Here is a 21,813-nt window from a genome sequence, read left to right as displayed (position 1 = left end):
GCTCTCGGGTCCCTAAAGAAAGGTCACGCCCACCGAGAAGAGCTTTTCGACGTCTCGCAGCCGGCTCTTGTCGACGAGGAACAGGATGACGTGGTCTTCGGGTTCGATCACCGTATCGTGATGCGCCATGACCACCTCTTCGCCGCGCACGATGGCGCCAATGGTGGTGCCCCGCGGCAGGCGGATCTGATCGATGCGGCGGCCCACCACTTCGGAGCTGCCGGCATCGCCGTGGGCGATCGCCTCGATCGCCTCGGCGGCCCCGCGGCGCAGGCTGTGCACCGTGGCCACGTCACCGCGGCGGATATGCGCTAGCAGACTGCCAATGGTCGCCTGCTGCGGCGAGATCGCCACATCGATGTCGTCGCTGGACTGGATCAGATCAACGTAGGCGGCGCGGTTGATCAGCGCCATGACCGTGCGCGCGCCGCGCCGCTTGGCCAGCATGGCCGCCAGGATATTGGCCTCGTCATCGTTGGTCAGGGCGCAGAACACGTCGGTGTTCTCGATGTTCTCCTCGAGCAGCAGGTCCTCGTCGGCGGCGTCCCCACGCAGCACGATGGTCTTTTTGAGGGTATCGGCGATCGCCCGGCAGCGCTGCGGATTATGCTCGATGATCTTGACCTGGTAATGAGGCTCGAGGGACTGAGCAAGGCGCATGCCGATATTGCCGCCACCGGCCAGGGTGATGCGCTTGACCGGCTTGTCGAGCCGGCGCAGCTCGCTCATCACCGCGCGGATGTTCTTGCGGGCCGCCACGAAGAACACCTCGTCACCGGCCTCGATCACCGTCTCCCCCTCGGGGATGATGGCGCTGCCGCGGCGATAGATGGCCGCCACCCGGGTCTGCACGCCGGGGACGTGTTCGCGCAGGGTGCGCAGTTCCTGACCCACCAGCGGACCCCCGTAGTAGGCGCGCACACCCACCAGACGGACCCTGCCATCGGCAAAATCCATCACCTGCAGCGCGCCGGGATGCTCGATCAGCCGGCGCACGTACTGGGTGACCAGCTGCTCGGGGCTGATGAGCACATCGATGGGCAGGGCGTCGGGGGCAAAGATCTGCGGGTGCGAGAGATACTCCACGGCGCGCACCCGGGCGATCTTGCTGGGCGTGCGGAACAGCGTGGCGCAGATCTGGCAGGCCACCATGTTGGCCTCGTCCGAGTTGGTGACCGCGATCACCATGTCGGCGTCATCGACACCGGCGCGCTCGAGCACCGCCGGGTAGGTGGCGTTGCCCGCGACCGTGCGCAGGTCCAGTCGATCCTGGAGTGCCTGCAGGATCTGGCCGTCGCGGTCGACTACGGTGATGTCGTTGTCTTCGCTGGTCAGGTTGGCGGCCACGGTACCGCCGACCTGGCCGGCTCCCAGAATGATGATCTTCATGCACGGCCTCCGCCGGATTCGCCGCCCTCGCGCGGGTCGATGCCCAGCGCGCGCAGCTTGCGATACAGATGCGTGCGCTCCATGCCCGCCAGACGCGCGAGCTGCGCGACACTGCCGTCGGCGCGCTGCAGCTGTCGCTGCAGATAATCGCGCTCGAAGCGCTCACGGGCCTCGCGCAGCGGCAGCGCCAGCGCCTGCGGCCAGTCGCTGTCGCCACCGGCCGCGGCCGGGCGCTCACTGAGGGCGGCCTCGACCTCGCCGACCTCAATGTCGATGCCGTCACCCAGCACCAGCAGCCGCTGTACCAGGTTATGCAACTCCTGGACATTGCCGGGCCAGTGATGATTTCGCAGCCGGTTCTGGGCCGCCACCGTGAAGCGACGGTAACCGAGCTGTTCCCGCTCGACCAGCCGGTCGACCTGAAAGACCACCAGCTCGGGGATGTCCTCGGCATGCTCGCGCAGCGGCGGGACGGTCAGCGGAATCACACTCAGCGCATAGGCCAGATCCGGCCGGAAGCGCCCGGCGTGGGCCTCGGCGGTCAGGTCGCGACGGCTGATGGCGATCATGCGCACATCCAGCGAAAGACGCTCCGAGCCGCCCACCCGCTGGAAACTGCCGGCATCAATGGCCGAGGCCAGCCGGGTCTGCGCCTCGGCGTCCAGGTCGGCCGCCCCGTCAAGGATCAACGTGCCCCCCGCGGCCGCTTCGAGGCGACCGGGGATGACCTGATCGCCGCGCACCTGGCCGAACAGCTCGTGGGCCGCCGATTGCCCGGCGATGGTGCCGGCGGCCACCTCCACCAGCGGCCCCGCACGCCGCTCGCTGAGGCTGTGGATATAGCGCCCCAGGCATTTCCGGCCGCTGCCGGGCTCGCCACTGATCAGCACCCAGCTGTCGGTGCCGGCAAGCCGCTCGGCCTGCTCGCGCAGATCGCGCATGGCACTGCTGCGTCCCACCGGCTCAACCACCGCGGCGGGCGCCCCGGCGGGGGCGGCGACGGCATCGGGGGCGTTCAGCGCCTGCTCCACCGTCGCCAGCAGCTTGCCCATGGACAGCGGCTTTTCGACAAAGTCCATGGCCCCGTGGCGGGTGGCCTCAACGGCGGTTTCCACCGTGCCATGCCCCGAGATCATCACCACGGGGAACGGGCAGACACCGCCCTGCGCCCACTCCCTGAGCAGCGAAATCCCATCGTCGCCGGGCATCCAGATGTCCAGCAGCACCAGCTGCGGCGTCCGCTCCCGCAGGAGCGAGCGCGCCTGGTCGGCGCTTTCCGCCGTCGCCACCGCGTAGCCCTCGTCCTCGAGGATCTCGCGGACCAGCTCACGGATGTCCGGCTCGTCGTCGACGACCAGCACATAAGCCTTGCTCATTCTCCTTTCTCCCCGGTCGGCAGGCGCACTGACAGGCGTGCGCCGCCCTCGACATTGCGGGCACTGATGCTGCCATTGTGCTCCTCGACGATCTTTTTCACGATCGCCAGGCCCAGTCCCGAGCCCCGCGGCTTGGTGCTGACATAGGGCTCGAAGAGCTGATCGAGCATGGCATCGGCAAACCCGGGCCCGTTGTCCTCGATGTCCAGTTCGACACAGCCGGCGTGACGGCCAGTGCCGCGACGGGTCGAGACCACGATCTCGCAGGCGCCGCCATCATCGGCCTCGAGGGCATTGCGGATGAGGTTGTTGAGCAGCTGACGCAGCCGGCCGGCATCGGCTTCCAGCCCGGGCAGGTGCTCATCCAGATCCGTGCGGATCGAGGCCTGCGCCGCCTGTCCGCGATAGAGTTCGGCCACCTCCTGCACCAGGGCGTTGAGGTCGACCCGCTGGAGCTCGAGCACCGGCGGTCGCGCATACTCGGAAAACGCCTGGACCATGTCTTTCATGGCCTCAACCTGATGGATGATGGTGTCGGTGGAGCGCTGCAGCAGGGCCGCTTCCTCACCGCTCACGCGGTTGCCCACCTTGTGCTGGAGGCGCTCGGCGGACAGCTGGATGGGCGTCAGCGGATTGCGGATCTCGTGGGCCAGCCGGCGGGCGACTTCACCCCAGGCCGCGTCGCGCTGGGCCTGGATGAGCGTGGTCACGTCATCAAAAACGATCACCTCGCCGCCGCCTTCGGCCCCGCCCGGCAGCATCGCCCCGCTGCAGATCAGCGATCGACGCCCCTCGCGGGTGTCCAGGCTGAGCTCGGCCCGCCATTCGCCCTCGGCCCCGTGCGGATGGGCCTCGATCTGCTCGACGAACGGACTGAAGTCGGGGAAGCGCTCGACAAGCGCCGAGAGCGGCTGCCCGGTGGCCTCGTGCAGCGGCACCGATAGGATGTCCTCCGCCGCCTGGTTATAGGTGCGCAGGGTGCCGTCCCGGCCCAGCGCCAGCACCCCCGAGGACAGACGCCCCAGCACGGTCTCGAGGTAGGCGCGCTGGGACTCGACCAGCGCCTGGCTCTGCCGCGCGGCATCGCGGACATCGGCCACCCGCCGGCTCATGTCATTGAACGAGCGCACCAGAAAGCCCAGCTCGTCGTTGCCCGCTGGAGGCAGCTGGGTCCCGTACTCGCCGGCGGCCATCGCCCGGGTGCCTTCGGCCAGACGACTGACCGGCGCGACCAGTCGCCGGGCCAGATAGAAGGCCGACCAGACGGCGAACAGCAGCGAAACCAGCAGCACCAGCGACAACGTCAGAATGAAACTGTCCTTGAGCGGTCCGCGCAGATAGGCGAGCTCGCGATACTCGCTGAAAGCGGTTTCCACCTCGTCGGCCAGGTCGTTGATCCGCGGCGAGACCTGGAAAAGCCCCTGCAGGATGCGCGTATTGCCCGGTCCGTCCGGGCCCGGCGCACGCACCAGTGCGCGGATGTGCAGCCCGGCGTTCTCGATGGGATCAAGCCCCACATAGGGCCGGCCCTGGCGCAGCTGCAGGAGAATGCTCTCCTCGGGGCGGTGGGGCAGGATGCTGTCGGTATCCATGCTGCTGGCGGCGATGATGCGCCCGTTCTCGCCGATCAGTGTCAGCTCCGAGGCGCCGGTGCGGGCGCGCAGGTCGCCCAGGGTGATGGGCGCCATGTCCGAGCTGACATCGGCCAGATCCCGGGCGGCCTCTTCAAGGCGCTGCTGCATGTCACGCATGCGCTGATCCAGCGACGCCTGGGAAAGCGCCAGTGCGTCCTCGAGGGCGTTCTCGACGCGCACGTCAAACCAGCTGTCCACGCCGCGCTGCAGGAACTGCATCGAAAACCCGTAGACCACCAGCCCGGGCAGCACCGCCAGGACCACGAACAGCGCCATCAGCCGCAGGGTCAGACGACTGCCGGTTTCCCGCGCCCGGAATGAGCGCACCAGCCGCTGCAGGTTGTTGATGATCAGCCCCGAGAGCACCACCAGCACCACGCCGTTGATCAGCAGCAGCCACAGGTACAGGCGCCCGAAGCGCGAGGAGTTCTCGGTCGCGGCGCTGAGCAGGTACAGCGACAGGATCAGCAGCACGCTGAGCAGGATGCGGACAATGGCCTGCCGCGGTAGCCCGCTCATGGCCGCACCTCAAGCGTCGCCGGCTCACTGCGCAGCTGCCAGTCATCGCTGGCCCAGGCCACCGTGCGCAGCAGCCGCGGCAGCGCCTCCACATCAAGCTCGGTCTCGAAGCGCAGTCGATAGGTCTGCTGGTCATCGAGGCGGTCGCGACCGATCACCGGCCAGGCCTCGATGGTGCCGAGCCGCGTCAGCAGCGCGTCGAGGCTGCGATAGCTGCGGCTCTCACCGCTGGCAAGGCGGTTGAGCACATAGCGACGGCTCATGGCGTGGTAGGCAAGCCGGTAGCGGCGCTGCTGGCTGACCACCTCCACGTCGCGCCACCACCAGCGCGGCCGCTCCAGGCTGAGCCGCTGGCTGATCACCAGATCGACGCCATTCTCCAGCGCCTCGGTCGCCGTCGCCGTCAGGGAATAGTCAATGCGCCCGTCCACCACCAGCAGCCCGTTGTCGAAGCGCTGCTCGAGGGCGGCGACACTGAAGCCCGCCGCCGGGGGGCTGTTGCCGGCCACGGCCAGACACAGCAGCGCCGCCAGCGCGGCGATGCGGGGGTTAGCGCTTGTCCAGACAGGCATAGTAGAAGCCATCGACGCCGGCCTCGCCGGTCAGGATCTGATGTCCGTGGCCCACCGGTCGACCCACCGGCAGTACCGGTGGGACCACAGTGACATCGTCCTGATCCGCGACGAAGGCCTCGACCACCGCTTCATTCTCGGCGCGCAGCACCGAGCAGGTGCAGTAGACCAGGCGGCCACCCGGCGCCACGCGCGGCCAGAGGGTGTCCAGCAGCGCGCGCTGACGCACGGCCAGATGCGCGATGTCGGCCTCGCGCCGCAGCCATTTGATGTCGGGATGCCGGCGGATGACGCCGGTGCCCGAACAGGGCGCATCAATGAGGATGCGATCGAAGCGCTCAGCCGCCGGCCACTGGCCGGGGTCCGAGGCATCCGCCACCCGCACCTCGGCACTCAGGCCAAGGCGGTCAAGGGTTTCGGTGACCCGCTGCAGGCGCTCGCCATCACTGTCCACCGCCAGCAGTGATGCCGCCGCGCGCTCGAGCACGTGGGCCGCCTTGCCGCCGGGTGCGGTGCAGGCATCGAGCACCCGATCGCCATCCGCGGCCCCCAGCAACGGCGCGGCCCACTGGGCCACGGCGTCCTGCACCGAGCAGTCGCCCTCGGCAAAGCCCGGCAGCGCGCTGACCGCCACCGCGTGGTCGAGCACCAGAGCATCCTCGAAGCCGTCCAGGGGACGGGCACCGATGCCCTCGGCGGCAAGCCGTCCGCGATAGGCCTCGCGGCTGATGCGGCGCTGATTGACCCGCAGCGTCATGGGCGCCCGGCTATTCTGCGCCGCCAGCAGCGCCGGCCAGTCGTCGGGCCAGTCCCGGCGCAGGCGGGCCAGCAGCCAGTCCGGCACTGAAGCGCTGCGGCCCGGATCGGCGTCCACCGCCTGCAGGCAGGCCGCGCTGTCGCGCTGGAAACGTCGCAGGACGGCGTTGATCAGCTTCGCGGCCCAGGACTTGCCGCGCCGGCGGGCCACCGCGACGGTTTCCGAGACCGCCGCATGGGCCGGCATGTCCATATCGGTGAGCTGGAAAAAGCCGATCTCAAGGAGCAGCGCCATGTCCTGGTCCCGCGACTTGAGCCGGCTACGCAGAAAGTGATCCCGAATGGCGCCCAGTCGGCGGTGATGCCGCAGCACCCCGTAGGCGATCGCCCGGCACAACGCGACATCCCGGGGATCATCGCCGCCCGGACCGTGCTCGCTCAGGGCCCGATCCAGCGACCGCCCCCGGCCGAGCACCGCCAGCAGGACCTCGACCGCGGCCCCGCGCGGATCAGTGGAGGGTTTCGCCGACATGCACTGGGTGCCCCCGAAGGAATTCCGCCACTGGCTGAGCCCGGCCGCCGGCCGCCTGCACCCGCTGCAGCCGCAGCAGGCCCTCGCCGGTCTGCACATCGATCCCGTCGGCGCCAACGGCGACAATGGTGCCGGGCGCGGGCGCGGCCGCCGCCGCATCCGCCGGCAGCGCCACCGCCTGCCAGACCCGCAGCCGGGCATCGCCCCAGGCGCAGCGGGCCACCGGCCAGGCATTGAACGCCCGCACCCGGCGGGCCGTCTCGAGCGCCGGGCGCTGCCAGTCGATCCAGGCCTCGTCAGCGCTGATCCGGGCGGCGTATGTCACGCCATGGTCCGGCTGCGGATGGGCGGGTCGACGGCCATCCAGCCAGTCATCCAGACATTCCAGAAGCAGCTGCGCCCCCAGATCGGCCAGCCGGTCATGCAACTGCGCGGCGTTGTCGTCCGCGGTGATGGGCGTCGACCGCGCCGCGATCACCGGCCCGGTATCCAGGCCCGCCGCCATCTCCATCAGACAGACGCCGGTTTCCGGGTCGCCGGCCTCGATGGCCCGCTGGATGGGCGCCGCCCCCCGCCAGCGCGGCAGCAGCGAGGCATGGATGTTCACACAGCCATTGGTCGGGATGTTCAGCACGGAAGTCGGCAGGATCAGGCCATAGGCCGCAACGATCATGACATCGGGCTGGTGGTGGGCGAGCCGGGCCCGGGCGTCGGCATTGTCCAGGCGTTCCGGCTGCTCAACGCTCAGACCGTGCTCGAGGGCGGCCGTCTTGACGGCTGAGGGTCGCGGCCGGCGCCCGCGGCCGGCCGGGCGGTCGGGCTGGGTGTAGACCGCGGCGATGGGATAGCCCGCCGCCACCAGTGCCTCGAGGGCGGGCACGGCAAAGTCGGGCGTCCCCGCATAGACAATGCGGGGCGGTGTCCTTTCGCCGGCGCCGATCAGACCGATCCCGCCCGGGCCGACGCATCACCGCGCTGCCGGGCGGCCTTTTCAAACCGCCGGCGCAGGCGCTTGCGCTTGAGCTCGGAGAGGTGATCGATGAAAAGCCGGCCGTCGATGTGGTCGATCTCGTGCTGCAGGCAGCGCGCCATCATGCCTTCGGCCTGACACTCGATAGCCTCGCCGTCCAGCCCCAGGGCGCGCACGGTCACCGCCTCGACCCGTTCGACGTTGTCGGTATAGCCGGCGATGGACAGACAGCCCTCTTCGACGCTGTCGCGGGTCTCGCCGCGCGCGGTGATCTCGGGGTTGATGAACACCTGCGGTGCGTCGCCGTTTTCGCTGACATCGACCACGACAACGCGCTGGTGGACGTTGATCTGCGTAGCCGCCAGACCAATCCCGGCGGCGTCATACATGGTCTCGATCATATCGCGCACCAGGGCATGCACCTCGGCGTCGATCCGCTCGACCGGCGCGGCCCGGCGGCGCAGCCTTTCATCGGGGTACTGGAGGATTTCGCGTATGGCCATGAGACTATCCGTTTGAAGCACTACCGCCCAGTGTAGCGAACCGCCGCCGCCTGCGACCAGTCAGACACGGGGCGACAAGGAGACATCATGCCTGCGTGGAGCCCGCACGTCCTGCTTGCCACCACTGCCTTGCTCACCGCGCTGCCGGTGCCGGCCTCGCCGCCGGCCCTGTTCCCGTCCAGCGAAGCGCTGCCGCGGGTGGTGCTGGGCGAGGAGGGACGACGCCTGAACGCCGCCGGTGACCGGGTCTATGCCGAAGGGCTGAGCGGTCGGGCCGCCCGAAATTATTATCTGCTCCGGCCGGGGCCGGCCATCACCGGCCACAGCGGCGAGCGCCTCGGCCGCAGCAGCATCGCCCTGGGCAAAGCGACGCTGATCAGCCGGGGGCAGCCGGCGCTGCTGCGCATCCTGCAGGCCCGCCGCGAAATCCGCCCCGGCGACTATCTGCTTGCCATCAATCCCGAGCGGAGCGATGCCGATGGCTGACCGCGCGCTCGAGGCCTGGCTGTGGCTGGCGCGTCTGCCGGGCGTCGGCCCGCGGACCAGCACCCTGATCATCGACGCTTATGGCCATCCCGAGGCCTTTCGGGCCGCCTCCGAGGCGGATCGCGCCGCGCATGGACTGCCGCGCGCCGCCATGCGCGCGCCCCATGACGCGGTCAGCCTGCAGCCGGGCATCGATGCCGACCTGCGCTGGGCCGAGGCCGGGGACCGGCACCTGATCGCCCGCGATGATGCGCGCTACCCGACGCTGCTGACCCGCATCGGCGATCCGCCACCGATGCTCTACCTGCGCGGCGATCCCGACGCCCTGAACGAGCCGCAGATCGCCATGGTCGGCGCACGCAATGCCTCGGAAAACGCCATTCACATCGCCGAGGAGTTCGCCGCCTATCTGGCCGCCACCGGCCTGACCGTCACCAGCGGCCTGGCGCTGGGGATCGACAGCGCGGCCCACGAGGGGGCGCTGGCGGTGCAGGGGCGCACCGTGGCGGTCATGGCCACCGGCCCGGACCGGCTCTATCCGCGTGATAACGAGGCACTGGCCGACCAGATCGCCGACAACGGCGCGCTGGTCACCGAAATGCCCACCGGCACGCCAGTCAGCCGCGGCCTGTTCCCGCGCCGCAACCGCCTGATCGCCGGGCTGTCGGTGGGCACGCTGGTGGTCGAGGCGGGCCGTCACAGCGGCTCGTTGGAAACCGCCTACCGGGCGATCGAGGCCGGCCGCGAGGCCATGGCCATCCCCGGCTCCATCCACAATCCGCGGGTCAAGGGCTGCCACGCGCTGATCCGCAACGGGGCGCGGCTGGTGGAATCGGCACGACAGGTCATCGAGGAGGTCGGCCACGCCATCGACGGGCCGGCACCCAGCGCGCCGCCGGCCGATCCGACGGCTGACCCGACCGACTGGACGGCCCTGGACGCCCGCGAAATCGCGGTGCTCGAAGCCATGGATCATGACCCCATCGCCTTCGACACCCTGCTCCAGCGGGCTTCATTGACGCCCGATATCCTTTCATCCATTCTCCTGAAGCTCGAACTCTCGGGCGACGTTGCGCCCTGCAGTAGCGGTTATTACATGCGAACCAGCAATCGAGCGGGCGGATGAAAGAAAACGTCTTCGAGATCCTGATGTACCTGTTTGAGCATTATTTTCAGGACGCCGTCGACCTCGACCCCAATCGGACCCAGATCGAGTCGGACCTGCGGGAAGCAGGCTTTTCGGATCCGCAGATTTTCAAGGCACTGGCATGGATCGACGCGCTGGCCGAAACCCGTGATCTGCCGGTTTCAGCGCACGGACCGGCGGCGATGCGGATCTACACGCCGGCCGAGGCGGCCCGGCTCGATGTCGAGTGCCGCGGTTTTCTGATGTTCCTCGAACAGGCCGGGATTCTCACGGCGGGCAGCCGCGAGCTGGTCATCGATCGCCTCATGGATCTCGACGACGACCCCATCGGACTTGATGAGCTCAAGTGGGTGGTCCTCATGGTCCTGTTCAGCCAACCGGGTCAGGAAGAGGCCTGCGCCTCCATGGAGAGCCTGCTTTTTGAACCTCCCTACCCCACGAAACACTAAGCATTCATGTCGCATTCACTGGTAATCGTCGAATCGCCGGCCAAGGCGGGCACCATCAAGAAGTACCTGGGCAAGGACTTCGAGGTGATGGCGTCGTACGGTCACGTCCGTGACCTGATCGCCAAGGAGGGTGCCGTCGATCCGGCGCAGGACTTTGCGATGCACTACAGCGTGGTGGAGCGCAACGCCAAGCAGGTCGATGCCATCGCCAAGGCCACCCGCAAGGCCGATGCGGTCTATCTGGCCACTGACCCCGACCGCGAGGGCGAGGCCATTTCCTGGCACCTGCTCGAACTGCTGCGCGAGCGCGGCGTGGTCGATGACAAACCGGTCCACCGGGTGGTCTTCTACGAAATCACCCGCGATGCGATCCGCGAGGCCATCAAGCATCCCCGCGGGCTGTCCGATCACCTGGTGGATGCCCAGCAGGCACGCCGGGCGCTGGACTACCTGGTCGGGTTCAACCTCTCGCCGCTGCTCTGGCGCAAGATCACCAGCGGCCTGTCCGCCGGGCGTGTGCAGTCGCCGGCGCTGCGCATGATCGTCGAGCGCGAAAAAGAGATTGAGGCGTTCGTCCCCCAGGAGTACTGGAGCGTCGAGGCCGATCTGGTGCAGGCTGAGACGCCATTTGTCGGGCGTCTGCAGCAGCTCGATGGCGGCAAGGTCGAGCAGTTCACCATCAACAATGCCGAAACCGCCGAAGACGCCTCGCGGCGCATCCTCGCGGCCGCCGGCGCCGAGCACGGCGAAGGCGAACTGAGCGTCACCCGGGTCGAGAAAAAGCAGCGCCGGCGCAACCCCGCCGCGCCGTTCATCACCTCCACCCTGCAGCAGGAGGCATCGCGCAAGCTGCGCTTTTCCGCGCAGCAGACCATGCGCATCGCCCAGCAGCTCTACGAGGGTGTGGATACCGGCAGCGGCACGGTGGGCCTGATCACCTACATGCGCACCGACTCGGTCAACCTCTCGCAGGAGGCCATCCACAGCCTGCGCGAGGTGATCGAAAAGCGCTTCGGCACCGCCAAGCTGCCGGCCAAGCCCAACCAGTACCGCACCCGCGCCAAGAACGCCCAGGAAGCGCATGAAGGCATCCGGCCGACGGATGCCAGCCGGGTGCCGGAATCGCTCAAGGGATACCTCAGCGACGACCAGTACCGGCTTTATGACCTGATCTGGAAGCGCACCGTGGCCTGCCAGATGATCCACGCCACCATCGACACGGTGTCGGTGGATCTGGCCGCCGGCGACGTGGCGAGTTTCCGGGCGACGGGCTCGACGGTGCGCGACCCCGGCTTCATGGCGGTGTACCAGGAGGGCGCGGACGACCCGGGGGCCGATGCCAACGACCGCATCCTGCCGCCGCTTGCCGAAGGCGAGCGGATCCCGCTGACTGGCCTGCGGCCGGAACAGCACTTCACCGAGCCGCCGCCGCGCTACTCCGAGGCCACGCTGGTGCGCACCCTCGAGGAATACGGCATCGGCCGGCCGTCGACGTATGCCGCGATCATTGCCACGCTGCAGGCGCGTAACTACGTGACCCTGGAGAACCGGCGTTTCAAGCCCACCGACACCGGTCGGGTGGTCACCAAGTTCCTGACCGAGCATTTCGATCGCTACGTCGATTACGAATTCACCGCCCGTCTCGAGGACCGGCTGGATGCGATCTCGCGGGGGGAGACCGACTGGGTGCCGGTGCTGCGCCAGTTCTGGGATCCCTTCCACGAGCGCATCGAGGAAAAACAGCAGGTCTCACGCAGCGAAGTGATGAAGGCCCGCGAGCTGGGCACCGACCCGCAGAGTGGCCGTCCGGTCTCGGCGCGGCTCGGCCGCTACGGACCCTTCGTCCAGATCGGCACCCGCGAGGACGAGGAAAAGCCGCGTTTCGCCAGCCTGCGCCCCGGGCAGAGCATCGACACCATCGGCCTCGACGAGGCGCTGGCCCTGTTCACGCTGCCCCGCGACCTCGGCGAGACGCCGGATGGCCTGCCGCTGAGCGCCAATATCGGCCGCTTCGGCCCCTATGTCCGCTTTGGTGATCAGTTCGCGTCGCTGAAAAAGGACGATGATCCCTACACCATCGACCGTGAGCGCGCCCTGGAGCTGGTCGAGGAGAAAAAGGAAAGCATCGCCCGGCGCACCATCCAGAGTTTTGACGACGGCGCACTGACCGTCATGAAAGGCCGCTTCGGGCCCTACATCACCGACGGTCGCAAGCGGGCGCGGGTCCCCAAGGACCGCGAGGCCGAATCGCTGACCCGGGACGAGTGCCAGGCATTGATCGACGAGGCGCCCGAGCCCAAGGGTCGTGGCGGGGGCCGCAAGAAGTCCGCCAGTGGCACCGGCAAGGGTCGCACCAGCCGCAAGAAGCAGTCCTCGGGCAGCTGATATGCGCACCCCCTCGCCGGCCCTGCGCCGGGTCCGCGATCAGATCCATTCAGGCGGCGTCGGCGCCTATCCCACCGAAGGGGTCTGGGGCCTGGGCTGCGATCCCCTCGACAGCGATGCCCTCGCCCGGCTGATCCGGCTCAAGGGCCGGGGCGCGGACAAGGGCCTGATCGTGATCGCGGCGGGCATCGACCAGCTCGAGGGGCTGGTGCAATGGCCCGCCCGTGCCTCGGTGCGTGAGGCGATGCTGGCCACCTGGCCGGGCCCCGTCACCTGGGTCATGCAGGCCGCCGACGGCCTGCCCGATCTGCTGACCGGCGGGCGCCCGAGCATTGCCGTGCGGGTCACGCGCCACCCCCCGGTCATCAACCTCTGCCGCGCGGCCGGCTCAGCGCTGGTGTCCACCAGTGCCAACCGCAGTGGCCGGCCCGCCTGCCGGCGTGGCTGGCAGGTGCAGCGCTGCTTCGGCCGGCAGCTCGACTGGTTTGTGCCCGGCCCGCTGGGCGGCCAGCGCGGCCCGTCGGAAATCCGCGATGCCGACACCGGCCGGGTGCTGCGGGCGGGCGCCTAACCGCCGATGTAGGACATCTCGATGCGGCGGCTGTCGATGGGCTGCTCGACGGCGGTGCGAAGCTCAGAGTAGCGGTCATCGCGTTGCGACCAGACCGTCGTCAGTGCCTCGTGGAGCGCGGCGTCACTGTCACCGCGGCGCAGCCGCTCGCGCAGATCATGGCCGTGACTGGCGAACAGGCAGGTGAACAGCTGACCCTCGGCGGACAGCCGGGCGCGCTGGCAGGTGCCGCAGAAGGGCTGGGTCACTGAACTGATCAGACCGACCTCGCCGGCGCCATCCCGATAGCGATAACGCTCGGCCACCTCGCCACGGTAATTGGGTGCCAGCGGTTCGATGGGCCAGCGGGCGTTGATCCGGTCCACGACGTCGCGGGACGGGATGACCTGATCAAGCCGCCAGCCGTTGCTGTTGCCGACATCCATGTACTCAATGAAGCGCACGATGTGGGCGGTGCCGCGGAAATGTCCGGCCATGGGCAGAATATCGCCATCATTGACGCCTTTCTGCACCACCATGTTGATCTTGATCGGCCCCAGCCCGGCCGCCTCGGCGTGATCGATCCCGGCCAGCACCTTCGCCACCGGGAATCCGACGTCATTCATGGCCCGGAAGGTCGCATCATCGATGCCGTCCAGGCTGACGGTCAGACGGTCCAGCCCCGCCGCCCGCAGCGCCCGGGCCTTGTCGCGGGTCAGCAGCGAGGCATTAGTGGTCAGACTGATGTCGTCAATGCCATCAATGTCGCGCAGAAGCCCGATCAGCGTTTCCAGATCGCGGCGCAGCAGCGGCTCACCCCCGGTCAGGCGCAGCTTGCGCACGCCCAGCGACGCGAACACCCCGGCGAGCCGGGCGATCTCCTCGAACGAGAGCAGCTGGTGGCGCGGCAGAAAGGCGTGATCGGCGCCGAACAGGGCCTTGGGCATGCAGTAGCTGCAGCGGAAATTGCAGCGATCGGTCAGCGAAATCCGCAGATCCCGCAGCGGTCGATCGCGCCGGTCGGTGACGTCCTGCGTCATGGCTCTACTCCCCCGCCCCCGGCAGCGCCTCGCCCTGCTGATAGACCTGCGAGCCATCGGCATAGGTCTCGCGCTTCCAGACCGGTGCGGTGGCCTTGAGCCGGTCGATGGCAAACCGCGCGGCCTCGAACGCCTCCGCCCGGTGCGCCGCGCGCACCACCACCACCACGCTCAGCTCACCGACCCGCAGACGGCCGGTGCGATGGCGGATCCGACACGAGAGGATGTCATAGCCGGACAGCGCCTCGGCCTCGACCGCGGCGAGGGCGCGCTCGGCCAGCGGAACGTAGGCCGAGTACTCGATATCGGTGACGGTCTGGCCCGCGTGGTGACGGCGCACCGTGCCGCCGAACACCACCACGGCGCCGGCATCCGGCGAGGCGGTCTCCCCGAACAGCGCGTCGAGGTCGATGGCGTCGCCATCAATATGGTCCGTCATTGCGTTCGCTCCGGCATTCCCTGACGCGTATCCTTGCACGGATGACCGAGATTGATGCAACTGCCGTCCGATCCTATCTGCTGGATCTGCAGGATCGTATCTGCGATGGGCTGTCGGCGCTGGATGGCAACGACTTTCATGAAGACGCCTGGGATCGCGAGGCGGGAGGCGGCGGCCGGACGCGGGTGCTCAGTGGTGGGCCCGTGTTCGAGCAGGCGGGCGTCAACTTCTCGCACGTGTTCGGCGCCAACCTGCCCGCCACCGCCAGCGAGCGCCGACCGGAGCTGGCCGGCCGCGGCTTCCAGGCCCTGGGCGTGTCGCTGGTGGTGCATCCGCGCAACCCGTATGTGCCCACCTCGCATGCCAATGTCCGCTTTTTCATGGCCGAGGCCGAGGACGCCGAACCGGTCTGGTGGTTTGGCGGCGGCTTTGACCTGACCCCGTTCTATCCCTTCGACGAGGACTGCCGTCACTGGCATCAGGTGGCCCACGACGCCGTCGCCCCGTGGGGAGAGGATCTGTACCCACGCTTCAAGACCTGGTGCGATGAGTATTTCTACCTGCCCCATCGCGGCGAGACCCGGGGCATCGGCGGACTGTTCTTTGACGATTACGAGCGCGGCGGTTTCAGGTCGGCGTTCGCCATGATGCGCTCGGTGGGCGACGGCTACATGCGCGCCTACGCCCCCATCGTCGAGGCCCGTCAGGACATTCCCTATACCGAGCGCGAACGCGACTTCCAGCTCTATCGGCGCGGCCGCTACGTCGAATTCAACCTGCTCTACGACCGCGGCACCAAGTTCGGCATCCAGTCGGGCGGCCGGACCGAGTCGATCCTCATGTCGATGCCACCGCTGGCGCGCTGGGAGTACGACTACCAGGTGGGCGAAGCCACGCCCGAGGCGGCACTGACCCGGCGCTATCTGCAGCCCCGTGAGTGGCTCTAGCGGGCACGCCGCCCGGGTCATACGGTCTGTGCCTGATGCTCACAAATCATGGGGCGACAACCGCTGCCCGTTGGGTTAGGTTGGCGGATCGCGACGGACTCAATTTTTCCGCAGCGCAACAATAACCTACAGCGATCAGGGGTGTGGCCACCGAACGGTCCGCCCGCTAGGCTGTGCCTTGACAGAATAATGACGAGGTCAGAGATGGCAGCAAAAATGACGCCCATGCCGACGCCGGACGACCTGGATCCGCAGGAGACTCAGGAGTGGCTCGAGGCCATTGAGTCGGTCCTCGAATACGAAGGCCCGGAGCGGGCACAGTTTCTGCTCGAGCAGCTCGTGGACAAGGCCCGCCGCAGCGGCGGCCAGTTGCCCTTCAAGGCGACCACGGCCTACCAGAACACCATTCCCACCCAGCATGAGCAGCCCTTTCCCGGGGATCGCGCGCTGGAATCGCGGATCCGCTCGATCATCCGCTGGAACGCCATGGCGATGGTGGTCCAGGCCAACCGCGACCGGGACGGCATTGGCGGGCACATCGCCTCGTTCGCCTCGTCGGCAACGCTCTACGAGGTGGGCTTCAACCATTTCTGGCGCGCGCCGAGTGAGGATCACGGCGGTGACCTGGTGTTCATCCAGGGCCACTCCGCGCCGGGCATCTACGCCCGCGCCTACCTCGAAGGCCGGCTCAACGACGACGATCTGCACAACTTCCGCGCAGACCTCGCCAAGACCGGCAAGCCGCTGTCCTCGTATCCGCATCCCTGGTTGATGCCCGATTTCTGGCAGCTGCCTACCGTGTCCATGGGGCTCGGCCCGATCATGGGCGTCTATCAGGCCCGCTTCCTCAAGTATCTCCACAACCGCGGCATCGCCGATACGGCCGACCGCAAGGTCTGGGTGTTCTGCGGTGACGGCGAAATGGACGAGCCCGAGAGCCTGGGCGCCATCGGTGTGGCCGCCCGCGAGGGGCTCGACAACCTGATTTTCGTGGTCAACTGCAACCTCCAGCGCCTGGACGGGCCGGTGCGCGGCAATGGCAAGATCATCCAGGAGCTCGAGGGTGAGTTCCGCGGTGCCGGCTGGAACGTCCTCAAGGTGCTCTGGGGTTCGGCCTGGGATCCGCTCCTCGCGAAGGACTCCCAGGGGCTGCTACGCCGGCGCATGGACGAAGCCGTGGACGGCGAGTACCAGAACTTCAAGGCCAAGGGCGGCGCCTATACCCGCGAGCATTTCTTTGGCAAATATCCCGACCTCAAGGCCATGGTCGCGAACATGTCCGACGAGGACATCTGGCAGCTCAAGCGCGGCGGCCATGACTCGGCCAAGGTCTACAACGCCTACCGCGCCGCCACCGAGCACGAGGGCCAGCCCACGGTCATCCTGGCGAAGACGGTCAAGGGCTATGGCATGGGCGAGGCCGGCGAAGGCCAGAACATCACCCATCAGCAGAAGAAAATGGCCGAGAACGCCCTCAAGGAGTTCCGCGACCGCTTCCACATCCCGGTGCCCGACGAGAAAGTCGCCGACGCGCCGTTTTACAAGCCCGCCGAGGACTCACCCGAGATCAAGTACCTGCACGAGCGGCGCGAGGCGCTGGGCGGCTACCTGCCGGAGCGGCGCATTACCGCCGAGCCGGTGGAGGTGCCCGACCTCTCGGCGTTCCAGGTGCTGCTCAAGGACAGCGGCGAGCGTGAGATGTCGACCACCATGGCGTTCGTCCGGGCGCTGTCGATCATCGCCCGCGACAAGGGCCTGGCCTCGCGTCTGGTGCCGATCGTCCCCGACGAGGCCCGCACCTTCGGCATGGAGGGCCTGTTCCGTCAGCTGGGCATCTACGCCCCGCAGGGTCAGCTCTACGAGCCGCAGGATGCCGATCAGCTGATGTACTACCGCGAGGATCAGAAAGGTCAGATCCTCCAGGAGGGCATCAACGAGGCCGGCGCCATGTCGAGCTGGATCGCCGCGGCCACCGCCTACGCCAATCACGGCGTCGAGATGATCCCGTTCTTTGCCTACTACTCCATGTTCGGCTACCAGCGGGTCGGCGATCTGTGGTGGGCGGCCGGCGACATGCAGGCCAAGGGCTTTCTCATGGGCGGCACCGCCGGGCGCACCACGCTCAACGGCGAAGGCCTGCAGCACGAGGACGGCCACAGCCATCTGATGACCGCGGCCCTGCCCAACTGCCGCTCATTCGATCCGACCTTCGCCTACGAAATGGCCGTGATCATCCAGGACGGCATGAAGCGGATGTATCAGGAGCAGGAGTCGGTCTTCTACTACATCACCATGATGAACGAGAACTATCACCAGCCGGCCATGCCGGAGGGCGCCGAGGACGGCATCACCCGGGGCATGTACCTGTTCCAGAAGGGCGCCGGGGGCAAGCAGCAGGTCCAGCTGCTGGGCTCGGGCAGCATCCTCATGGAGGTCATCGCCGCCGCCGAGCTGCTCAAGCAGGACTGGGGCGTCGACAGCGACATCTGGAGTTGCCCGTCGTTCACCGAGCTGCGTCGCGACGGCATCGACTGCGAGCGCCACAACATGCTGCACCCCGAGGACACGCCGCGCGTGCCCTATGTACAGCAGTGCCTGGCCGATCATGCGGGCCCGGCGATCGCCTCCACCGACTACATGCGCGCGTTCGCCGATCAGATCCGGCCCTACATCGACCGCCATTATGTGGTGCTGGGCACCGACGGTTACGGCCGCTCGGACACGCGCGAGAACCTGCGCCGCTTCTTCGAGGTGGATCGCTATTACGTCACGGTGGCGGCCCTCAAGGCGCTGGCCGACGAAGGCACGATCAGTGCCGAAACCGTCAGCAAGGCGATCGCCCACTACAACATCGACACCGACGCCCCTAACCCGGTCACGGTCTAGCGGCGAATCACGGCGCAGGAGGAATTTGCGTGGCAGAGGTCAAGGAAATCACCGTCCCCGACATCGGCGACTTCGATGCGGTGGACGTCATCGAGGTGCTGGTCGGCCCGGGCGACAGCGTCGCTGCCGAGGACTCGATCATCACCCTGGAAAGCGACAAGGCGACCATGGAGGTCCCCTGTCCGGTGGACGGCACCGTCACCGAGATGCTGATCCAGCCCGGCGACAAGGTGGCCGAGGGCACGCCGGTTGCAAAGGTTGAGGTCAGTGGTGACGGTGGCGGCGACGCTGCCGGGGACGATGCGGCCGCCGCCGCTGAGGCCCCGGCGGCCGAGCCCGCCGCCGCCGCACCGGAACCGGCCCCGGCACCCGCCGCCGCGGCCCCTGCTGAGCCATCCGCCCCGGCGGAGCAGCCCGCACCCGCCGAGGCGCCGACGAAGCAGGCCGACGGGCCCGCGCTCAGCGCCGAGACCCAGCGTCTGGCCCACGCCGGACCGTCGGTGCGACGCTTCGCCCGCGAGCTTGGCGTGCCGCTGGATCAGGTCACCGGCAGCGGCCGCAAGGGCCGGATCAGCCGCGAAGACGTGCAGGCCTACGTGAAATCGGCGCTGGAAGGCGGCGCAGCGGCCGCCCCGGCAGCTGCGGCACCGGCCGCCGAGGGTGCCGGCATCCCGCCCATCCCGGCGGTCGACTTCAGCAAGTTCGGCGAGGTCGAGGAAGTCGACCTGCCCCGCATCAAGCGGCTCTCGGGCCCACACCTGCATCGCAGCTGGCTCAACATCCCGCATGTCACCCAGTTCGACGAGGCCGACATCACCGAGCTCGACGCCTTCCGCAAGGCGGAAAAGGCGGCCGCCGAGCAGGCCGGCGTCAAGCTCACCCCGCTGGCCTTCATGGTCAAGGCCTCGGCCCGGGCCCTGCAGGCGTTTCCCGACTTCAACAGCTCGCTGCGCAGCGATGGCGCCGCGCTGATCCGCAAGCACTACATCAACATCGGCGTGGCGGTGGACACCCCCCAGGGCCTGGTGGTGCCAGTGATCAAGGACGCCGACCAGAAGGGCATCTACGCGATCGCCGCGGATCTCGCCGAGCTCTCGGCCAAGGCGCGTGACGGCAAGCTTGGCGCCGGCGACATGCAGGGCGGTACGTTCAGCGTCTCGAGCCTGGGCGGCCTGGGCGGCACGGCGTTCACGCCCATCGTCAATGCCCCCGAGGTGGCGATCCTCGGCGTGTCCAAGACCGCCACCAAGCCGGTCTGGGACGGCAGCCAGTTCGTCCCCCGGCTGATGCTGCCGCTGAGCCTTTCCTATGACCATCGGGTCATCGACGGCGCTGCGGCCGCCCGCTTCACCACTTATCTGACGGGTGTGCTCGGCGATCTACGCCGCCTCATCCTGTAAACCTGAAAGGATCGCGATTCATGTCACAAGCCAAGGAAGTCCGCGTCCCGGATATCGGCGACTTCGACGCGGTCGAGATCATCGAGGTGCTGGTCGGCCCCGGCGATACCGTGGAGGCCGAGAGCTCGCTCATCACCCTCGAGAGCGACAAGGCCACCATGGAAGTGCCGGCGCCCTTCGACGGGCAGATCGAGTCGGTGACGGTCAGTGTCGGCGATAAGGTCGCCGAGGGCGATGTGATCGCCATGGCGGTGCCCGCCGACGGTGCTGCCGGCGCTGAGGCGGATGATGCCGGTGGCGGCGCCGACAGCGGCGCAGCCGCTCCGGCCGAGACCGCCAGCGAAACACCCGCCGCCGCCTCCGAGCCGGCACCGGCCGCCGCCCCTGCCGCAACCGCCGCCAATCAGGCCGCGCCCGATTCGCCGGACTGTGACGTGCTGGTGGTGGGCGCCGGGCCGGGCGGCTACAGCGCCGCCTTCCGGGCCGCGGACCTGGGGCTGAACACCATTATGGTCGAGCGTTATCCAAGCCTGGGCGGGGTCTGCCTGAACGTGGGCTGCATCCCGTCAAAAGCGCTGCTGCATGCCGCCAAGGTAATTGACGATGCGGCCTTCTTTGCCGACAACGGCATCGAGTTCGGCGAGCCGAAAATCGATCTGAAAAAGCTCGAATCCTGGAAATCGAGCGTCGTCGGCAAGCTCACCGGCGGTCTGGTCGGGCTCGCCAAGCAGCGGAACGTCGAAACCGTCCACGGACCGGCGCAGTTCGTCGATGATTATCACGTCAAAGTCGACACCGCCGATGGTGAGCGCTCGATCAGCTACCGCAACGTGATCATCGCCGCGGGGTCGCGGCCCATCGCGCCACCGGGCTTTGACCTGGACCACCCGCGGGTCATGGACTCCACCGATGCTCTCAAGCTCGAGGAGGTGCCCAAGCGCATGCTCGTCGTCGGTGGCGGCATCATCGGCCTGGAAATGGCCTCGGTCTATCATGCCCTCGGCAGCGAAATCACCGTGGTCGAGCTGGCCGACCGCCTGATGGCGGGGGCCGATCCGGACATCGTCAAGCCGTTCCGCAAGATCATCGACAAGCGCTACGCCAATATCTTCCTCAATACCAAGGTGACGGCGCTCAGGCCCGACGATGACGGCGTCAGCGTCGAGTTCGAGGGCGGCAAGGCACCGGCCGAGGACCGTTTCGACCGGGTGCTGGTCTCGGTGGGGCGGCGGCCCAACACCGACCGGCTCAACCTCGAGGCCACCAGCCTCGAGCTGATGGACAACGGCTGCATCCCGGCGGACGACCAGATGCGCACCCGGGTCGATCACATCTTCGCCATCGGCGATCTGATCGGTCAGCCGATGCTCGCCCACAAGGCGGTTCACGAGGGCAAGGTGGCCGCCGAGGTCGCCGCCGGCGAGAAAAGCGCCTTTGACGCCCGGGTCATCCCGTCGGTGGCCTATACCGACCCCGAGGTCGCCTGGGTGGGCGTCACCCAGGAGCAGGCCAAGGCCGAGGGCATGGATGTCGAGGTGGGCAGCTTCCCCTGGGCAGCCAATGGCCGGTCACTGTCGCTGGGCCGGGACGAAGGCATCACCAAGCTCATCTTCGAGCGCGACACCGAGCGCGTGGTGGGCGCCGGCATCGTCGGGCCCAACGCCGGTGATCTGATCGCCGAGGTGGGCCTTGCCATTGAGATGGGCGCCGACATGCACGACATCGGCCTGACCATCCACCCGCACCCGACCATCTCCGAGACGGTGGGCATGGCCGCCGAGGCGGCCGCCGGCACGCTGACGGATCTGTACATACCCAAAAAGAAACGCTGAC

At 68.1% G+C, this 21,813-nt stretch carries 18 protein-coding genes; 9 read left to right on the top strand and 9 right to left on the bottom strand.

All coding sequences use genetic code 11. The annotated features are described in order from the left end of the window. Window positions 1-12 precede the first annotated feature (12 nt). Genes trkA through def form a run of 7 tightly spaced genes read right to left on the bottom strand, consistent with a single transcriptional unit; the run spans window position 13 to window position 8,251 of the window. Complete coding sequence (gene trkA / locus FPL11_RS01310; RefSeq protein WP_144346915.1) at window positions 13-1,389, bottom strand: Trk system potassium transporter TrkA; 1,377 nt, start codon at window positions 1,387-1,389, stop codon at window positions 13-15. Next, entirely contained in the window at window positions 1,386-2,765 is a 1,380-nt protein-coding gene (locus FPL11_RS01305) for a sigma-54-dependent transcriptional regulator (RefSeq protein ID WP_144346914.1), read from the bottom strand. The genes trkA and FPL11_RS01305 overlap by 4 nt, the downstream gene beginning before the upstream one ends. Next, on the bottom strand, window positions 2,762-4,918 hold the full coding sequence (locus tag FPL11_RS01300) for a sensor histidine kinase NtrY-like (RefSeq protein ID WP_144346913.1): 2,157 nt from the start codon (window positions 4,916-4,918) through the stop codon (window positions 2,762-2,764). The genes FPL11_RS01305 and FPL11_RS01300 overlap by 4 nt, the downstream gene beginning before the upstream one ends. Then, a complete protein-coding gene (locus FPL11_RS01295; protein ID WP_159300002.1) occupies window positions 4,915-5,490 on the bottom strand; it encodes a DUF4390 domain-containing protein in 576 nt (191 codons plus the stop codon). The genes FPL11_RS01300 and FPL11_RS01295 overlap by 4 nt, the downstream gene beginning before the upstream one ends. Further along, window positions 5,468-6,778, bottom strand: coding sequence for a 16S rRNA (cytosine(967)-C(5))-methyltransferase RsmB (gene rsmB, locus FPL11_RS01290; protein WP_144346911.1), 1,311 nt, complete (start codon window positions 6,776-6,778; stop codon window positions 5,468-5,470). The genes FPL11_RS01295 and rsmB overlap by 23 nt, the downstream gene beginning before the upstream one ends. Beyond that, window positions 6,756-7,718, bottom strand: a complete 963-nt coding sequence (gene fmt, locus FPL11_RS01285; RefSeq protein ID WP_268815728.1) for a methionyl-tRNA formyltransferase — start codon at window positions 7,716-7,718, stop codon at window positions 6,756-6,758. Before fmt ends, rsmB begins: the two co-directional genes overlap by 23 nt. Beyond that, window positions 7,718-8,251: a peptide deformylase gene (gene def, locus FPL11_RS01280; protein ID WP_144346909.1), complete on the bottom strand. Its 534-nt coding sequence runs from the start codon at window positions 8,249-8,251 to the stop codon at window positions 7,718-7,720. Before def ends, fmt begins: the two co-directional genes overlap by 1 nt. A gap of 87 nt (window positions 8,252-8,338) precedes the next feature. Here def and FPL11_RS01275 point away from each other — a divergent pair, with 87 nt between their 5' ends. Genes FPL11_RS01275 through tsaC form a run of 5 tightly spaced genes read left to right on the top strand, consistent with a single transcriptional unit; the run spans window position 8,339 to window position 13,289 of the window. Beyond that, entirely contained in the window at window positions 8,339-8,737 is a 399-nt protein-coding gene (locus FPL11_RS01275; RefSeq protein WP_144346908.1) for a hypothetical protein, read from the top strand. Continuing rightward, complete coding sequence (gene dprA / locus FPL11_RS01270; RefSeq protein WP_144346907.1) at window positions 8,730-9,863, top strand: DNA-processing protein DprA; 1,134 nt, start codon at window positions 8,730-8,732, stop codon at window positions 9,861-9,863. Before FPL11_RS01275 ends, dprA begins: the two co-directional genes overlap by 8 nt. Beyond that, window positions 9,860-10,333, top strand: coding sequence for a Smg family protein (locus FPL11_RS01265; protein ID WP_144346906.1), 474 nt, complete (start codon window positions 9,860-9,862; stop codon window positions 10,331-10,333). The genes dprA and FPL11_RS01265 overlap by 4 nt, the downstream gene beginning before the upstream one ends. Before the next feature lie 6 nt (window positions 10,334-10,339). Next, the gene (locus tag FPL11_RS01260; RefSeq protein ID WP_144346905.1) at window positions 10,340-12,718 is read left to right on the top strand and encodes a DNA topoisomerase I; all 2,379 of its coding nucleotides are present in this window, start codon (window positions 10,340-10,342) and stop codon (window positions 12,716-12,718) included. Between the two features lies 1 nt (window position 12,719). Further along, window positions 12,720-13,289: an L-threonylcarbamoyladenylate synthase type 1 TsaC gene (gene tsaC, locus FPL11_RS01255; RefSeq protein ID WP_144346904.1), complete on the top strand. Its 570-nt coding sequence runs from the start codon at window positions 12,720-12,722 to the stop codon at window positions 13,287-13,289. On the opposite strand, the gene moaA is transcribed toward tsaC, so the two are convergent. After that, the gene (moaA, locus tag FPL11_RS01250) at window positions 13,286-14,308 is read right to left on the bottom strand and encodes a GTP 3',8-cyclase MoaA (RefSeq protein ID WP_144346903.1); all 1,023 of its coding nucleotides are present in this window, start codon (window positions 14,306-14,308) and stop codon (window positions 13,286-13,288) included. The genes tsaC and moaA overlap by 4 nt on opposite strands. Before the next feature lie 4 nt (window positions 14,309-14,312). Next, window positions 14,313-14,747, bottom strand: coding sequence for a molybdenum cofactor biosynthesis protein MoaE (locus FPL11_RS01245; protein ID WP_144346902.1), 435 nt, complete (start codon window positions 14,745-14,747; stop codon window positions 14,313-14,315). A 41-nt stretch (window positions 14,748-14,788) separates the two neighbouring features. Between FPL11_RS01245 and hemF the strand changes: the two genes are divergently transcribed. The 4 genes from hemF to lpdA all read left to right on the top strand — a co-directional run bounded on the left by hemF (window position 14,789) and on the right by lpdA (window position 21,812). Then, entirely contained in the window at window positions 14,789-15,694 is a 906-nt protein-coding gene (hemF, locus tag FPL11_RS01240; RefSeq protein WP_144346901.1) for an oxygen-dependent coproporphyrinogen oxidase, read from the top strand. A gap of 225 nt (window positions 15,695-15,919) precedes the next feature. Further along, window positions 15,920-18,580: a pyruvate dehydrogenase (acetyl-transferring), homodimeric type gene (gene aceE, locus FPL11_RS01235; RefSeq protein WP_370456321.1), complete on the top strand. Its 2,661-nt coding sequence runs from the start codon at window positions 15,920-15,922 to the stop codon at window positions 18,578-18,580. 29 nt (window positions 18,581-18,609) lie between these two features. Continuing rightward, window positions 18,610-19,980: a dihydrolipoyllysine-residue acetyltransferase gene (aceF, locus tag FPL11_RS01230; RefSeq protein ID WP_144346900.1), complete on the top strand. Its 1,371-nt coding sequence runs from the start codon at window positions 18,610-18,612 to the stop codon at window positions 19,978-19,980. A 20-nt stretch (window positions 19,981-20,000) separates the two neighbouring features. Continuing rightward, window positions 20,001-21,812, top strand: coding sequence for a dihydrolipoyl dehydrogenase (gene lpdA, locus FPL11_RS01225; RefSeq protein ID WP_144346899.1), 1,812 nt, complete (start codon window positions 20,001-20,003; stop codon window positions 21,810-21,812). Window position 21,813 lies beyond the last annotated feature (1 nt).

Source organism: Spiribacter aquaticus (assembly GCF_007625215.1).
In the GTDB taxonomy this organism is placed as follows: Bacteria; Pseudomonadota; Gammaproteobacteria; order Nitrococcales; family Nitrococcaceae; genus Spiribacter; species Spiribacter roseus.
Note: the sequence above shows the minus strand (reverse complement) of the source record. Positions and strands in the feature narration are given on the sequence as shown.

Coding starts and splice junctions, on each gene's coding strand:
- FPL11_RS01245 (WP_144346902.1), bottom strand. CDS start 14,747: ATGACGGACCATATTGATGGCGACGCCATCGACCTCGACGCGCTGTTC.
- lpdA (WP_144346899.1), top strand. CDS start 20,001: ATGTCACAAGCCAAGGAAGTCCGCGTCCCGGATATCGGCGACTTCGAC.
- tsaC (WP_144346904.1), top strand. CDS start 12,720: ATGCGCACCCCCTCGCCGGCCCTGCGCCGGGTCCGCGATCAGATCCAT.
- trkA (WP_144346915.1), bottom strand. CDS start 1,389: ATGAAGATCATCATTCTGGGAGCCGGCCAGGTCGGCGGTACCGTGGCC.
- moaA (WP_144346903.1), bottom strand. CDS start 14,308: ATGACGCAGGACGTCACCGACCGGCGCGATCGACCGCTGCGGGATCTG.
- aceE (WP_370456321.1), top strand. CDS start 15,920: ATGCCGACGCCGGACGACCTGGATCCGCAGGAGACTCAGGAGTGGCTC.
- FPL11_RS01265 (WP_144346906.1), top strand. CDS start 9,860: ATGAAAGAAAACGTCTTCGAGATCCTGATGTACCTGTTTGAGCATTAT.
- rsmB (WP_144346911.1), bottom strand. CDS start 6,778: ATGTCGGCGAAACCCTCCACTGATCCGCGCGGGGCCGCGGTCGAGGTC.
- FPL11_RS01275 (WP_144346908.1), top strand. CDS start 8,339: ATGCCTGCGTGGAGCCCGCACGTCCTGCTTGCCACCACTGCCTTGCTC.
- dprA (WP_144346907.1), top strand. CDS start 8,730: ATGGCTGACCGCGCGCTCGAGGCCTGGCTGTGGCTGGCGCGTCTGCCG.
- def (WP_144346909.1), bottom strand. CDS start 8,251: ATGGCCATACGCGAAATCCTCCAGTACCCCGATGAAAGGCTGCGCCGC.
- FPL11_RS01305 (WP_144346914.1), bottom strand. CDS start 2,765: ATGAGCAAGGCTTATGTGCTGGTCGTCGACGACGAGCCGGACATCCGT.
- FPL11_RS01260 (WP_144346905.1), top strand. CDS start 10,340: ATGTCGCATTCACTGGTAATCGTCGAATCGCCGGCCAAGGCGGGCACC.
- hemF (WP_144346901.1), top strand. CDS start 14,789: ATGACCGAGATTGATGCAACTGCCGTCCGATCCTATCTGCTGGATCTG.
- FPL11_RS01295 (WP_159300002.1), bottom strand. CDS start 5,490: ATGCCTGTCTGGACAAGCGCTAACCCCCGCATCGCCGCGCTGGCGGCG.
- FPL11_RS01300 (WP_144346913.1), bottom strand. CDS start 4,918: ATGAGCGGGCTACCGCGGCAGGCCATTGTCCGCATCCTGCTCAGCGTG.